The following is a 16129-nucleotide window of genomic DNA, read 5'->3' on the forward strand; positions in this document are numbered from 1 at the left end:
ATAAAGCTTGACACCAAAACAACGAAAACATATCTTTAATATTGAGAATTGTATATTTTATTGGGAGTTACAAGGTTATGGTAAAATCGACGAAATTTCAAGAACAACTATTTTTCTCGAAAATGAAATCTTTATTCTCTTTAACATCACAGAATCAACCCCAAACCAAATTAACATCCCAGTTAGAAAACAAATGTATAGATCTATAACAAACTAAACAATAATTTGGAGGTTTAAAATGAAAAGGAATTTAATTTTAATAGCTTTTGCCTTATTATCAATAGGGCTGATATTTGGACAAGTACCCTTTACAGCTACTTACACCTTTGATGGAACTACAGGCAATGTTGAGAGTTTTATTTACAATGGCACAACTTACGATGGAATTGAAATGGGTAATCTAATAAAAGTTGGTGTTACTTCAACTTCTAGTACAGGCAATTTTAGAGCAAATAATTGGCCTTTGGGAGCAACTGACGGTAGTGATGTTTTTACGGGAACTGTGGATTTTGATAAGTATTTCGGATTTTCAATAACTGCTGGTACCGGTTATGAATTTACAGTAAATTCTATTACTTTCGGAATTGGAAGAAGCAGTACAGGAATACGCCAGAGTCAATGGAGAGGTAGTCATGATAATTTTGCTTCTATCCTATCCGATTATACAACATTGAACGCCTCTTTAACAAATGATGCAGGAGTATTAACTAATCCTGATCTGAATAGTAGTTGGACAGGTAATGTATTAGCCCTGGGAACTAACTATGCCAATATTGACACTTCAGTTGGTTTTCGATTTTATTTGTATAATGCCGAATCAACTGCAGGAACGGCAGGTTTTCAGGGCCCTTTGACGATCAGCGGGACACTTGTATATACTGCAGGTGAAATGGTTGCCATGCCAGAATTTAATCCACCAGCAGGAACATACTCTACACCTCAAAATATTTCAATAACTTCAGATACAATAAGCGCTACGGTGTATTATCGTTTTGATGAGGCAGACCCTTGGACTGAATATACAAGTGCACTATATATTGATGAGACAACCACTATATGGGCATATGCGACAGCTACCGGTATGGTAGATAGTCCGGTTAACTCAGCTACTTATATTCTTCCGACAACTACAGATATCCCATATATAGAGACTTTTGATACCGATCTAGGAGATTGTTATACATACAGTGTTTCAGGAGATACTAGATTCTGGACTCATGGATCATATGGTGGTAATGGTTACGCATATATGAATGGCTACAATTCTGGAGATTTGGAAGAGGATTGGCTTATCCTACCTGGAATTACTTTGAATAATGATGATATGATAATGAATTTTGAAACCTGGCGCAGGTATGGATCTGATGATGTTGATAACTATTTCAAACTGATGTACTCAACCGATTATCCTGGTATTGGAGATCCTTCTCTTGCAAATTGGACAGAAATAACTTTTACTCAACCAGCATCAGATCAAGTCTGGACTTCCTCGGGTAATTTAGATCTATCAGGAATTATAGGTGATCCTGTATATTTTGGGTTTAAATATCATTACAATTTTGGATTCTATGTGTCATGGCAAGTTGATAACATAAATATCTATCCTTCAGCAACACCGCTTATACATATAAATCCCGCAACTCTTTCAGGATTTACTTATTATTCTGGTCAAGGTCCTTCAGATGAACAATTCTTTACTGTTAGTGGGGAAAATCTTGCTGAAAATATCACAATAACCGCACCGTTGAATTATGAGATTTCAGAAACTTCGGGTGTAGGTTATACAGATATTATTTCTCTTGGACAATTATCAGGTATTGTTCCTGATACTGATATTTATGTAAGATTGAAAGCAGATCTTGGTGTAGGTATATACGATAATGAGATTATTACGCTTACTTCTTCTGATGCTATAACACGAGAAGTTGTATGTAACGGACAAGTTCTTGAAATGCCATCAGATCCTTTATATATTACTAGTTCGGATTATGCCTATTCACAAGATTTTAATTCTTTAGCTATCTCCGGATCAGGAAATCCATGGAGTGATAATGAAACAATTTTTGGTTGGTATTGGTATTCACCCTCGGACAGAGATCCCAATACGTACGGTTATATAGCTGATCCGGGTTCAAGTAATACTGCTGCAGGACATAGTTACGGTTCAGATGATAGTACAGATCGTGCTATGGGTGTACTTTCTGGTAGTGGGCGTGATTTCTATATTGGAGTTCAATTTAAGAATGATTCTCAAGAGACAATTAATCTTTCAGATATCTTGGTTAGTTATACAGGTGAACAGTGGAGACAAACCTCGTATATTCAAACATTGGAATTTGCATATATGATTTCAGAGTCACTAATACTTGATTTTACTAGTGGTACTTGGATTGAGAACATTGCTCTTGATTTTGCTGCTCTTCATACTGGTACCGATGGAGCTTTAGATGGAAATCTATCTATTAATAGCACAAATTTCGCTAATATACCCTTAGATATTGTAGGAGTTTTAAATCCTGGTGAATATGTAATGCTTAGGTGGCTTAAAACAGGGACTTTCTCTCCCGGTTTGGCAATAGATGATTTCTCGCTTATTATCGGAGAACCTGCTTCATACCTTACTGCAGTACCTCAAAGTCTTTCGGATTTCTACTACTTCGTTAATTCAGGTCCATCTGATCCTCAGTCATTTGTGCTGGAAGGTTTCTATTTAGATGGAACTGATGTAACTATTGAAGCTCCTACAAATTTTGCAGTATCTATCGATAATACTAATTTCGACTCAATGGTAACTTTGATCGGTTATACTGGTACAGCTACAGAAATCTGGGTTCATCTTGTTGAAGGATTACCAATTGATGAATATTATGGAGACATTATTATAATTGGTGGTGGAGCAGATTCTATCATGGTTGCTCTGAGTGGTAATGTCTATGAAGTTATAGATGATTTTGCCATTCCTTATGAGAATCCTTTCAGAACGAATGATGATTATATGAGAGCAGTATTTCAAGGTTTTAGTATAGAAAATGCTCAGCAGGAATTGGGTGCTGGTGGCTACTTAAGAATATTCCCAGATGGTTATTTAGAAACACCTACAATCGATTTCACTCAATACGATTTTCTTGATATCATATTTGATGGAACTACTTATGGTGGAGCTTTAGAACAAACTCTTACTGTTAAGGTATCAGCCGATGATGGTTTGACTTATGATATAATTGAATCGTTTGCTTTGACAGGAACTTACCAAACTTACAGCACTCACATAGACCTGTCAGATATATATAATGTTATTAGTGGTAAATTGAAAGTTGAAATGACTGCTGGTGGAGGAAGTTCCAGATTAAGAGATTACTTTATCGGTGAAGATTATTACGGACCAGTCGAAGGTTTGATAGGAATGGATCTCTGGTATGGTTTACAAGCTATTATTTCTGATGGCCATCTCGATTATTCTTATGATGCTGCCCGTTTTTATATGCACGGGTATATAGATAACATCGATGGTTTCGTACGTTGTATCTATACCGGAGAGTGGGTAGAACATCCTTATGGCAGTCTCTCAACACCACCGGAATTCAGTGCAGAACATACTTATCCAGTGAGCTGGTATGAGGCAGATCTTGATGCTCAAGGCATTAGTTTTGCTGTAAGTGATTTGCATGCTTTGCATCCGGCAAGACTAGATGTCAATTCTGCCCGTTCTAACAGTCCATTTGATTATGTAACCAATATCTACACTATCTGGGGATCAGATAGCTATATATCTTATACAGGTTTTAATGCAGAATTAGAAGAGGTTTTTGATGTAGCTGACGAATTCAAAGGGAATATCGCAAGAGGTATTTTCTATTTTGCTGTTCGTTATTATGTAGATAATGATAATTTCTATAGGATAAATGTTGACCAATTACCAATTCTTCTCCAATGGCATTATGAAGATCCTGTAGATGCAACAGAAATCCTGCGTAATGAAAAAGTATTCGCTTATCAGGGCAACAGAAATCCCTTCATTGATAGACCTGAATTTGTTGATCTTATCTGGGGTGAAATTTCACCACAAGCTCCAGTAGCTACATTACCAACTGATATAACCGGTAACAGCTTTACTGCTAATTGGAATGAGGTTACAGGTGCAGTTACCTATAGGCTCGATGTTTCTACTTCTTCAAATTTCGTAGGATTTGTTGATGGATATAAGAACCTAATTGTTAATGACACCAGCAAGGAAGTAATAGGACTCGAGGGCTTGACTACCTATCACTATCGCGTTAGAGCTATCGATATTGACGGTGGATTGAGTCCAAACTCCAATACAATCTACGCTGCCACTGAAGCTCCGCCTATAGAAGCAGATCTGATCTATTACTGGAACTTCAACGATAATGTTCCGGAAAGTGGAGTAAACTGGACTCAACCTATACCAGCAAATCTCGGTGATGCAGAGATAACATACACATTTCTAAATGCAGTATCTTTTACTGGTACTACTATCAATGGTATCGATGGAGAGGTTAATGGGGGCAGTTTTGTTCCTCAAGGTGGTACGGATAATATAAACAATGGTGAGCACTTTACTATGTTTGTCCCGACACCAGGGTATGAAGATATCATCTTGAGTTATCCCACTCGTCGTACATCTACAGGTTTTAATACCCAGGAAATCCAGTACACGATTGATGGTGAAAACTGGCTGACAAAAGAAGTAGTTGATATCACAGGATTTGAAAACAATTGGCTCAGCTCTCAGCTAATAATCATCGATTTTTCGGAAATAATAGGTGTTAATAATAACGATGATTTTGCTATCAGAATCATACTCGATGGTGCTTCTTCAAATGTCGGGAATAACCGCTTCGACAACATCAGAGTGATGGGTACACCCATTTCAGGATTACTCTTGCCACCTGAAAACGTTACTATTCAAATCAGCGGAGATGATGTCATTATTTCCTGGGATACTGATACATTAGCTACAACCTATCGAGTTGAAGGCAGCACTGATCCATATACTGGATATATAGATGTTACGGCTGATGGTGTCCTCGATATCGGTCTGGAAACTAGCACCTGGACTGGTGTTATAACTGAGCAGATGAAATTCTATAGAGTCATTGCAGTTCAATAAAAATCAATAATCAGAATTAGCATTAACCCCCGATAGGTAACCTATCGGGGGTTTTTTATTTTAGGGATTATTGTTTCTAAAATCAATATTCTACCTTTAATCTTAAGAAAAACTCTTTATACTTTAAGCCAGATGCTGAACAATACTATACCAAACTGAACTAACTTGTAAAATGTATTTGTGCACGTTCCTTATCATTCGTGTCTATTCGTGGATAATTTTTCTATTCAACACTTGACAGCAAAGTAAGACGTTTTTTACTGTCTTCGAATTTTTAAGAAAAAACCTTTAAAAATGTCCTGTGAGACATAAAGGAGGCAACAATGCACCAACTAAAGACTTAAACCTCTGAAAGATCTTCTATTCCCAATTTACATTCAAAAAAGAAAAATTTTCGGAGGCAATATGCACAACAATTTTATCGGTAGGAATCTTTTCGATCTCGATGATTATAGTCCAGAAGAGATTCAAACCATTTTAGAAGCTACTAAAGTAATGAAAGAGATCAACAAACGCGATTACAAAAAACTTCCTACTCTGAAAGGTAAAACCGTTTGTACTCTTTTTTTTGAAAATAGCACCAGAACCCTGATGTCCTTTGAATTAGCAGCAGATCGTCTCAGTGCTGATCTAGTAAGATTTTCTGCTAATGTTTCTTCACTTTCCAAAGGTGAAAGCTTGCAGGATACAGTTTACACCATCGATGCCATGGGAATTGACTTATATGTAATACGGCATAGCTATCCCGGCTCTCCACAACTCGTTCATAAATACACAAAAAAACCGGTCATGAATGCAGGAGATGGTTCACATGCTCATCCTACACAGGCACTGCTTGATATGTTCTCTATCTGGGAAAGATTAGGTACTTTAAAGGGATTAAAAGTTACTTATGTAGGAGACATAGCACACAGCAGAGTTGTTCGTTCCAATCTGGTCGGTATGAAGAAGATGGGAGCAGAAATAACTGTATGTGGCCCTAAAACTCTGATGCCCGGTCACATGGAAGAAGTTTACGGTTGCCGTGTCGAATATGACTTAAAAACTGCCTTAAAAGATGCTGATGTCGTTATGGGTTTAAGAATGCAGTTAGAGCGACAAGCAGAAGGGTTATTCCCCAGTCTGGAAGAATATTCTAAACTATTTACCCTTTCCAAAGATACTATGAAGTATGCCAAGAAAGATGCCTTAGTACTGCATCCTGGTCCAATGAACCGAGGCATAGAAATTCTCCCAGAAATTGCAGATAGCAGTCATAGCGTTATTTTGGAGCAGGTTACTAACGGTGTAGCAGTAAGAATGGCTTTGCTATTCCTTATGCTCGGTGGAAAAATGTAGGAGGAAATATGATAATCAAGAACGGATTAGTTTTAAGAAAGAATAGATTCAAAAAGATGGACATCCAGATCAAAAAAGGTATCATCACAAAGATAGCAGAGAAAATTGACGACACAAAAGATAAGCAGATCATTGATGCTTCAGGAAAACATATCCTTCCCGGTTTTGTTGATCTGCACACGCATTTACGAGACCCCGGTCAAACCTATAAAGAGGATATAGTCACCGGAACAAGAGCAGCCGCCAAGGGTGGTTATACTACAATATGTGCCATGCCCAATACAGAACCTATCGTAGATAACATAGCTACTGTAGAATATATAAAAAGAAAAGCCAATGATCTTGGGTATTGCAAAGTATTGGTTATCGGTGCTCTCACTAAAAAATCAGAGGGGATAGAGATCGCTGAGATAGGTAACATGTTAGAAGGTGGGATCGTGGCAGTAAGTGATGATGGTAAGTGTGTTCAGAATACCAAGATAATGCTCAATGCCATGAAATATGTATCCAGCTTCAATATCCCCATAATTATCCATGCTGAAGATTATTCTCTGTCGGGAAAAGGGCAGATCAATGCCGGTAAGATGTCAACTAAGCTCGGATTGGGTGGTATTCCTGCCTTAGCAGAAGAGTTGATAATCTCTCGTGATATAATGCTGGCAGAGAATCTTAAATGTCATCTTCATATAGCTCATATCTCGACTGCCCGCTCTATCCAGATGGTTAGAGAAGCAAAGCAAAGAGGATTGAAGATTACTGCAGAGGTTACTCCTCATCATCTCCTATTAACTGAAGAAGCTTGTGCATCTTATGATACAAATACTAAAGTAAAGCCACCTTTAAGAACTGAAAAAGATAGAATGGCTTGTGTTGAGGGTTTATTGGATGGTACTATAGATTTTATAGCTACTGATCATGCCCCTCATTCTGATTTTGAAAAGGAGAAGGAGTTCAGTATTGCACCCTTCGGTATAAATGGTTTGGAAACTGCCTTTGCATCATTATTTACAGGATTAGTTCTTAACAAAAAACTCGAATTACCGTTCCTGATCAACAAGATCTCAACTACACCAGCTCAATTTCTCAAACTAAATTGTGGTGAGATCTCAAAAGGTAAATATGCTGATATAGCTATTGCAGATCTTGATGCCGAAATTCTCTTCTCTCCTGAATCCATACTCTCCAAATCTAATAATACACCCTATATCAATAAGACGCTTAAAGGAAAGATAGAAAAAACTATCTGCGAAGGTAGAATCACTTGGGACAGTGGTGCATGATCAGGCAAAAAGTATGAGTAAAAGAGTATTGAAAGAATATAGAGAAGTCTCTATAAAGAAAAAAGAGTTTCTTAATGATTGTTACTTCATTCTGGAGACTGAAGCAGTTGATATCTTTCCACAACCGGGTCAATTCTATCTGCTTAAACCGAAGAAGAACTTTGCATCGATCTTACATATTCCTGTCAGCATCTATGACATAGTAGATTCCAAATTGCAGTTTCTTATCAAAGTAGTTGGTGAGGGAACAAAATCTCTTTCAGCATTGACTGAAGGAGATAAACTAAATATTCTGGGACCTTTGGGAAACGGTTTCTCTTTAGTAGATAATAAGAAAGTATTATTGATCAGTGGTGGGATTGGTTATGCTCCACTATATCTTTTAAAGCAGCAACTCTCTTCACTCAATAATGAGATCGTATGGCTACATGGTGGTAAATCAGCATCTGATATTCTACCTGCAGATCTGATATGCACAGAGGATGGTAAAGCAGGAACGCAGGGATTAGTTACTGATGAACTAATAAAACTTTTAACTAAATCCGAAAGTGATGACGTGCTAATTTCCACAATAGATAAAGCAAACACCTTCTTCGATATGATCTACTGTTGTGGACCTGAGGCGATGATGAGAGAAGTAACTCGAATTCTTTTGCCCTATAATATTTCTTTAGAAGTATCTTTAGAAGAGTATATGGCGTGTGGTTTGGGGGCTTGTTTGGGATGTGTGGTCAAGACCAGAAGTCAGAATAATCAGGAAGAATATTTAACCGTTTGTAAGGATGGTCCAATTTTTCAAGGAAACGAGGTAATCTGGAATGAATAGGTTGAAGACCCAACTCGCTAAAATCAAGATGAAAAACCCTGTAACTGTGGCTTCCGGAACATTTGGAATTGAATTTGCAGAGTTGTTCGATTTAACTTGTTTAGGTGTCGTAGTTACAAAAACCATAACCTTAGAACCAAAAGCAGGTAACCATCCACCCCGCCTGTATGAGACACCTTCAGGATTATTAAACTCGATTGGATTACAAAATCCGGGCGTAGAAATATTCATCAAAGAGTCATTACCTGATTACCGCAAAATATTAGAAGACAATCCCGATAATCCAACCCCTCTGGTAGTCAGTTTTTCCGGTGCTACAATAAGGGAATTCATCAATGTTTTACAGAGGTTGGAAGAGGTTTCCGGAATAGCAGGATATGAAGTAAATGTTTCCTGTCCTAATGTTGAAAAAGAGGGTTTAAGTTTTGGTGTTGATTCAGAAGCTGTTTATAGACTAACTAAAGAACTTAAAGAGAACTTGAAAACAGATAGAGAGTTGATCATTAAACTAACACCCAATGTAACTGATATCGTCGAGATAGCTCAGGCAGCAGAAGAGGGAGGTTGTGACTCTCTTGCCTTGATCAATACACTTATTGGGATGGCAATAGACTGGCAAACAGGTAACCCTTTTATTAAAAGGGGCTTTGGTGGATTAAGCGGTCCGGCTATTAAACCGGTTGCTGTCTATAATGTCTTCAAAGTTTCTCAGAACACTCAACTCCCAATTTTAGCCATGGGAGGAATAGCCACTTGGCAAGACGCTTTAGAGTTCTTTTATGCCGGAGCAAATGCTGTGGCTATAGGTACAGGAAACTTTATAAACCCTTTAAGTACTCTGGAAATTATTGACAGATTAGCTGAATTCCTTGAAAGTAAACAGTTGGATCTACAGTCTATCATTGGTAAAACAGGAAAACTACTTAACCAATAGAGATTATTTATAAAGGAGATAAAATGAACGTAAAGAGCAAGATAATGGATAAAGCAGCTATAGAGCGAGCTTTGAAAAGAATGGCACACGAGATTATTGAACAGAATAAAGGTTTGGAAAATCTGTATTTGATTGGCATTAGGACACGAGGAGTTCCTATAGCTCACCGATTATCAACATATCTAAAAGAGATAGAAAAAAGAGAGGTTCCGGTAGGAATTCTTGATATTACCCTCTACAGAGATGATTTAACGACAATTTCACATCAACCTGTGATTAAGAGTACACAGATTGACTTTGCTATAGAAAATGCCAATGTCATTCTCTGTGACGATGTGTTATTTACCGGTAGAACAGTCAGAGCAGCAATTGATGCTCTGCTTGACTTTGGCAGACCAAGTAATATTCAATTATGTGTTCTTATAGACCGTGGACATAGAGAACTACCGATCAAAGCAAATTATGTAGGTAAGAATGTACCTACCTCCAAAGATGAAATCATCAAAGTCAATTTCTCAGAAACAGACGAAGAAGAAACTGTTTACATAATAACTAAATAAGGACAAAGAATGAATTTCTGGGAAAAATATTATCATACTACAAAAACTAATCGATCCTATGTCTGTGTCGGTTTAGATTCTGATCTTAGTCTAATTCCAGAACATCTGATGAGAGAACAAAATCCCATTCTGGAGTTTAACAAACAGATCATTGCTGCTACCGTGGATCAGGTTGCAGCATACAAGCTCAATTATGCCTTCTATATTTCCCAAGGGCAAAAGGGTTTAGAAGCTTTGAAACAATCTATTGCCATTATACCTGATCATATTCCGGTTATAATAGACTGTAAGATCGGCGATATTGCTAATACGATGGTTCAGTACGGAAAAGCTTTTTTTGAGGAGCTGCAGGCGGATGCCATCACGGTTAATCCGTTAATGGGTGAAGATGTGATCACACCCCTATCTAACTACAAAGATAAAATGCTCTTCCTTTTAGCTCTTACCTCTAATCCTTCTGCAACCGACTTTCTCAAAAGGAACCAGTTATCGAAAAATATAGCTACTAAAATCGCTCAATGGGGTTCTGATCAGATAGGGGCAGTTGTAGGAGCAACCAATACAGATGAGCTATCAGAAATGCGTCAGCTCATGCCTAAAACACTGTTTCTTATCCCCGGAGTAGGAGCTCAGGGTGGTAATCTATCAGATGTAATGAAAAATGCACTCTCTAGTAAAGAAGATCCGCGCATATTGATCAATTCTTCCCGGGGAATAATTTTTAAAGAGAGGGGCAAAGATTTTGCTAAGATCGCTTCTATAGAAACAGAGAATCTAAGAAGAGCAATAAACGAATATATTTAAGTAAACACCAATCACCACATTAGAGATGCCTTATTTAGGGATGTAGAGTGAAGAAGTATTTCTTTATCATACCATTACTTTTTTTAGTTTTATTCTTCTATATACCCCTAATAACTATACTCAAGGAATCCTTTTTTATTGATCAAAGACTGAGTTTAGCTAATTTTATTGAACTGATAGGAAGTTATTATCATCGTTATGTTATCTTCTTCACTATCAAACAAGCGTTTATAAGCTTAATCTTCACACTTCTGCTGGGAATTCCTGCTGCGTATATCTTTACCTATTATTCCTTTCCCGGAAAGAATATCATCAGACCCCTTTTTCTGATCCCCTTTGTTCTCCCCAGCATTATAGTGGCATTGGGATTTATCCTGTTATATGGACAGAACGGCTATTTGAACCGCTTTCTGGGGACCTTTAACTTCAATATTCGAATCCTCTATCGGTTAGAAGCTATTATCCTGGCGCATAGCTTTTATAATTTCCCGATCGTATTGAAATTCGTTAGTGATGCTTGGCAAAGAGTTAATAAAAATTATACTGCAGCAGCACAAACCCTCGGTGCTAATAAACTTAGAATATTTTTCAGAATCACGCTCCCCTCTCTCTTACCTTCTATAATAAATGCTTCAGTACTTGTCTTTATCTATTGCTTTATGAGTTTTGGAATTGTGCTTGTTCTCGGAAGTGTCCGATACACTACTGTTGAGGTTAACATCTACATATTGATCTATCATCTTATTCGTTTCCCTCTTGGAATGGCTTTAGGGTCTATCCAATTACTCTTTTCGCTTATATTTCTCTTGTTGGCTATAAAAAGTAACCAATACTATATCAAACACCTAAACCTATTGAATGTGATATCAAATGATGAGGGACAGATTTGTTTATTCAGTTTTAAGCAAGTTGATTTTAAAAAACTATTAGGCAAATTATTAAGTATATTGTACCTGCTGCTGCTGATAGTTGTTATTATCGGTCCAATGATAGCTATTGTTGCTTTCGGCATTTCGGCTAATTTAGAAGTGGTAACAAATTTCTCCAATAAATTAAGAAGCATCTTTGAGTATCAGCAGATTATCGGTTCTTCTGTTGCTACTGCTATTATTAACTCTGTCATCCTTGCTTTTTCAACAGCATTATTCTCTTTGATACTCTCTCTTATAATGACTCATGGGATAATATGTCTGGAAAGAAATCCTAAAACCAGTAAATTCTCAGGGATTTTAGAATTTTTTACTATCATTCCCCTTGTTGTTTCACCGGTTACCTTTACTCTCGGTTATTTGAGGATCATACATTTTGGGGATTTGAATGTTAACCGTTTACTCTTGTTGATATCTGCTCATACAATTATCACCCTACCTTTTGCAACTCGAATAATTGTTCAGGTTGTAAGAAATATCCCTGATAGTCAGTTTAGAGCAGCTAAAAGTCTTGGTGCTAACACTTTTAAGACACTTTTTTCAGTAGTTATTCCACAAATCAGAAGAGGGCTATTTTTAGCTCTCTCTTTTGCATTTGCTATCTCTTTAGGAGAATTGGGAGCAGTGATGATGTTGGGAAGAAATTACGTTACTATCCCAATGGCTATTTATCGCTTCATTGGTGCCCGTAGATTAATTCCGGCAGTCAATATGGGTATTTTACTGCTACTTGTTACATTTCTATTTTTCTTTCTTATCGAGAAGTTGTCGAATACTAGAAAAGAGAAATCAATTCAATAAGAAAATCGGCGATTTATTGTTACTTTGTTCCGCCTAAATAATCAATAGTTCTGGTAACTGTTTCAAGGCAAGTGTCTATTTCATTCCTTATATCACGAGTTCCGAATCTCAAGACACTCCACCCATGACTCGTTAATTTATTGTTTCTCTTTCTGTCCTTTGTTAGCGATTCAGGCATGTTATGAAAGGTTTCGCCATCACACTCAACGTCAATATCACCTTTATTGCAAAAAATTCCAAAATCAAGACAATATATGCTATTATCAATATAAACATAGATCTGTCTTTCTGGTCTAATTTTTCTCATTTTTAAGCCAGAATACATAACATCCTCTAACGGACTGGTATCGTACAAATCATTAATCTCTTCAGCTGAAAACAGTCTTTCTAAACTGGTAGGAATATGTACTATAAACCTCCATCTCTTACTCGGTATTGGTTTTGGTAGCTCAAGTAATTTATCCAGTTTAAATTTGTAGTAATGCTGCTGAACTCTCTTGTGCTGAGGTTCATTTGGAAACAAATCACCTCTTTTAACCAATTCAATATCTAGTACTTTAGCATAGTAAATGACTTTATATCTTAATTCCTTTTTAAATATTGAAGGTAAGTAAAAAGCTATATATTGGTATCTATGAACATTTTTGGGAGCAGATTTCTGAGGTATATGATACCATTGTTCATTTTTAACTATATCCCAAATTTGCTTTCTAGGAACAATCCCAACAACAGCCGGTGTTTTACTGGTTTGCTCCAATATCATTTTTTACATCCTAAAAGTTTGTTTTTGTTTCCCTATGTTTAACTTATCAAGTTAGCTTAAAGCTAGTTTCTAAAACATTCTTCGTTACTAAAAGAGAATAGTCAACAACTAATTTTCATATTCTCACTATCCTTACGATTAATCTATCCTTCTTCACTTATCATATTGACAAAAAGTTAGCTATACTGAGTATCTATTCTAATCATGAAAGGGAGTTAGATCTAAAATGGATCAAGTAATAGTATTTGCTACTCTTGGAGCGGCTTTGGTCTTATTTGTCTGGGGTAAGATCCGCTACGATTTTGTTGCTTTGATAGCTCTATTCATAGTAACTATCTTTCGCATTATACCCACAGAAGAAGCTTTCAGTGGTTTTGGTCATCCCGCTGTTATCACGGTAGCTGCTGTAATGGTGATCAGCAAAGGTCTGCAAAATTCAGGATTGATCGATCTAATCGGTAGATGGACTATGAAGCTGGGGAAAAGTATCATTTTGCAGGTCTTTGCTCTATCTATTGTTGTGGCAGTAGCTTCTGCTTTCATGAACAATGTTGGAGCTTTAGCGATCATGATGCCGGTAGCTATTCATTTGGCTCGTAAAAGTGGTAATCCACCCTCTTATTTACTGATGCCTATTGCTTTTGCTTCACTTTTAGGTGGTATGATGACAATGATAGGTACCCCTCCCAATATCATTATTGCAACTTTTAGGCAGGATGTAACAGGCACACCCTTTAGATTATTTGATTTTACCCCTGTCGGATTACCTCTTGTTGTTTCCGGTATAGTAATCATATCACTGCTTGGTTGGCGTCTCTTACCTAAAAGAAAGGGACAAGATTCACAAGAGGATTCGTTTCATATTGATGACTATATAACCGAAGTGAGAGTAACCAAAGAGTCTAAGATTCGAGGCAAAACTATAGCTGATATTCACGATATGAAAGATATCGAAATCACTATCTTAGGTTTAATTCGTCGTAAGCAAAGAATTCATGCCCCTGATAATTCGGAAGTATTAAAACTTAACGATATCATAATTTTGGAAGCAGATTCTGATAGTATTAGAACTTTTGTTGATATAAGTGGAGTCAAGTTAATGGGCGGGAAACAATTCCGTAAAGATGCTCTTGGCTCGAAAGATATAGCTATCAGAGAAGCTATTGTCATGAATGATTCTAAATTAGCCGGCAAAACAGCAGCGAGTTTGAATATGCGATCTAAATATGGGATCAATCTTCTTGCTGTAGCGAGAAATAATAAAAGACTCCGAAATCGATTGGATCATATAAAATTTCGCCCTGGTGATGTGCTACTTCTACAAGGAAGGAATCACAATTTAAGTGACACTATAAATAACATCGGCTGCTTACCCCTTGCTGAAAGGGGACTGAGAATTGGATATCAGAAAAAAATCCCTCTTACTTTAGGAATCTTCGGTTTGGGAATTTTAGCTGTCGTTACCGGAATACTTCCCGTTCAGATCGCTTTTACTTTAGCAGCTCTTCTCATTGTACTAACTAAAGTAGTCTCTTTCAGGGAGGTCTATGATGATATTGACTGGTCTATCATAATATTATTAGGAGCAATGATTCCTGTTGGCATTGCTTTACAACTCTCTGGTGGAGCTGATCTGATAGCTGATCAAATACTACTCATCAGTTCAGGACTACCTATTTGGTTTGTTTTGACATTGCTTATGATCGTTACTATGTTATTATCTGATATTATTAACAATGCGGCAACAGCAGTATTAATGGCACCTATTGCCATTAACATCGCACAGGGTTTTAATGTTTCTCTTGATCCTTTCTTGATGGTGATTGCAGTTGGTGCTTCCTCGGCTTTTCTCACACCGATAGGGCATCAATCTAATACTTTAGTTATGGGACCCGGAGGTTATAAGTTTAGCGATTACTGGAAATTAGGTCTCCCCTTAGAGATATTGATCGTTATAATTAGCATCCCTCTAATTCTTAATATATGGCCTTTGTGAGATATGTAATAATTTATTAACGTAATCTATCAAGTTATTTTTGATAAGTAGAAAAAAAGAAAGTTTAATCTGATGTAGCAGCGATATTTCTTAACAGACGTCCTAAAAGATCCTCACCAGTTACAATTCTCGACTCTTCACCCCAGAGCAGAATGACATCATTTTCGATTATATCATCACCTGACTTATCCTGTTTCATAGTAAATTTTCTGATTAGCTGACCAAGTTTGACTTCTTCATCTTTCACCAAAATTGGACGATGGCAATGACGATAAGGGCTGAATTTTTCAGATTGAAAAAGTGCTTCTCGAGTAAAGTCGCCTGCCTTAAGCAATAATCTTGGCTCTTTATCCGAATTGACAATTACAATCCATTTTTTTCCTGACTGATTAATGCTATTTAAGAATTCATCTTGTGCAGAAGGTTTTATATCAGGGAAAATTGGACGATCATCCTTGAAATCGATTTGTATAATACTCTTCGGATCGACTAATTCACCCTCTTCCCTAAAAGGAACATCATCTATTTCCAAAAAGTTTAAAGCACCTTGTCCTTCAACTACATCAATTTCAGTCGAAGCTGCCTCCATATGCAACCTGATCAGTCGCCTGAGATCGCGTTCCTTGAAGTACCTGATCTCTTCCCCACCTAAAAGCTTATCAAGTATCCAAGCTGATGGACGATTTACCGGATAGAGAATGATCTGATATACACGTAAAATCGGTAATAACAAAGCTGATAATTTAAGAGCATTACGTGTGAAGTAC

The 16129-nt window shown here is 37.0% G+C and carries 11 protein-coding genes; 9 read left to right on the top strand and 2 right to left on the bottom strand.

The annotated features are described in order from the left end of the window. Positions 1-238 precede the first annotated feature (238 nt). From K0B81_07585 to K0B81_07620, 8 genes are all read left to right on the top strand, one after another. Positions 239-5131: an endonuclease gene (locus K0B81_07585; GenBank protein MBW6516458.1), complete on the top strand. Its 4893-nt coding sequence runs from the start codon at positions 239-241 to the stop codon at positions 5129-5131. A 405-nt stretch (positions 5132-5536) separates the two neighbouring features. Further along, positions 5537-6469, top strand: coding sequence for an aspartate carbamoyltransferase catalytic subunit (locus K0B81_07590; protein ID MBW6516459.1), 933 nt, complete (start codon positions 5537-5539; stop codon positions 6467-6469). A gap of 8 nt (positions 6470-6477) precedes the next feature. After that, positions 6478-7749 carry a dihydroorotase gene (locus tag K0B81_07595; protein ID MBW6516460.1) on the top strand — a complete coding sequence of 424 codons (1272 nt, stop codon included), beginning with the start codon at positions 6478-6480 and terminating at the stop codon, positions 7747-7749. A gap of 13 nt (positions 7750-7762) precedes the next feature. Continuing rightward, positions 7763-8575 carry a dihydroorotate dehydrogenase electron transfer subunit gene (locus tag K0B81_07600; GenBank protein ID MBW6516461.1) on the top strand — a complete coding sequence of 271 codons (813 nt, stop codon included), beginning with the start codon at positions 7763-7765 and terminating at the stop codon, positions 8573-8575. Continuing rightward, complete coding sequence (locus K0B81_07605) at positions 8568-9509, top strand: dihydroorotate dehydrogenase (GenBank protein ID MBW6516462.1); 942 nt, start codon at positions 8568-8570, stop codon at positions 9507-9509. The genes K0B81_07600 and K0B81_07605 overlap by 8 nt, the downstream gene beginning before the upstream one ends. A 23-nt stretch (positions 9510-9532) precedes the next feature. Next, the gene (gene pyrR / locus K0B81_07610; protein MBW6516463.1) at positions 9533-10069 is read left to right on the top strand and encodes a bifunctional pyr operon transcriptional regulator/uracil phosphoribosyltransferase PyrR; all 537 of its coding nucleotides are present in this window, start codon (positions 9533-9535) and stop codon (positions 10067-10069) included. 9 nt (positions 10070-10078) lie between these two features. Beyond that, positions 10079-10873, top strand: a complete 795-nt coding sequence (pyrF, locus tag K0B81_07615; protein ID MBW6516464.1) for an orotidine-5'-phosphate decarboxylase — start codon at positions 10079-10081, stop codon at positions 10871-10873. A 47-nt stretch (positions 10874-10920) separates the two neighbouring features. After that, the gene (locus K0B81_07620; protein ID MBW6516465.1) at positions 10921-12603 is read left to right on the top strand and encodes an iron ABC transporter permease; all 1683 of its coding nucleotides are present in this window, start codon (positions 10921-10923) and stop codon (positions 12601-12603) included. 19 nt (positions 12604-12622) lie between these two features. Here the strand turns inward: K0B81_07620 and K0B81_07625 are convergent, their stop codons facing one another. Further along, positions 12623-13366 (bottom strand): endonuclease domain-containing protein, encoded by a 744-nt coding sequence (locus K0B81_07625; protein MBW6516466.1) that lies wholly within the window; start codon positions 13364-13366, stop codon positions 12623-12625. Between the two features lie 226 nt (positions 13367-13592). Here K0B81_07625 and K0B81_07630 point away from each other — a divergent pair, with 226 nt between their 5' ends. Beyond that, entirely contained in the window at positions 13593-15362 is a 1770-nt protein-coding gene (locus K0B81_07630) for an anion permease (protein MBW6516467.1), read from the top strand. Positions 15363-15426: 64 nt separating this feature from the next. Here K0B81_07630 and K0B81_07635 read toward each other — a convergent pair. After that, the coding region (locus tag K0B81_07635; protein ID MBW6516468.1) for a DUF21 domain-containing protein at positions 15427-16129 on the bottom strand (703 nt) is incomplete at its 5' end.

This window comes from Candidatus Cloacimonadota bacterium (genome assembly GCA_019429305.1).
Taxonomy (GTDB): Bacteria; Cloacimonadota; Cloacimonadia; order Cloacimonadales; family JAJBBL01; genus JAHYIR01.

What these genes read in the sequence shown, in the direction of transcription:
- pyrF (MBW6516464.1), top strand. Translation starts at nt 10,079, where the DNA reads ATGAATTTCTGGGAAAAATATTATCATACTACAAAAACTAATCGATCC.
- K0B81_07595 (MBW6516460.1), top strand. Translation starts at nt 6,478, where the DNA reads ATGATAATCAAGAACGGATTAGTTTTAAGAAAGAATAGATTCAAAAAG.
- K0B81_07625 (MBW6516466.1), bottom strand. Translation starts at nt 13,366, where the DNA reads ATGATATTGGAGCAAACCAGTAAAACACCGGCTGTTGTTGGGATTGTT.
- K0B81_07630 (MBW6516467.1), top strand. Translation starts at nt 13,593, where the DNA reads ATGGATCAAGTAATAGTATTTGCTACTCTTGGAGCGGCTTTGGTCTTA.
- K0B81_07600 (MBW6516461.1), top strand. Translation starts at nt 7,763, where the DNA reads ATGAGTAAAAGAGTATTGAAAGAATATAGAGAAGTCTCTATAAAGAAA.
- K0B81_07590 (MBW6516459.1), top strand. Translation starts at nt 5,537, where the DNA reads ATGCACAACAATTTTATCGGTAGGAATCTTTTCGATCTCGATGATTAT.
- pyrR (MBW6516463.1), top strand. Translation starts at nt 9,533, where the DNA reads ATGAACGTAAAGAGCAAGATAATGGATAAAGCAGCTATAGAGCGAGCT.
- K0B81_07605 (MBW6516462.1), top strand. Translation starts at nt 8,568, where the DNA reads ATGAATAGGTTGAAGACCCAACTCGCTAAAATCAAGATGAAAAACCCT.
- K0B81_07585 (MBW6516458.1), top strand. Translation starts at nt 239, where the DNA reads ATGAAAAGGAATTTAATTTTAATAGCTTTTGCCTTATTATCAATAGGG.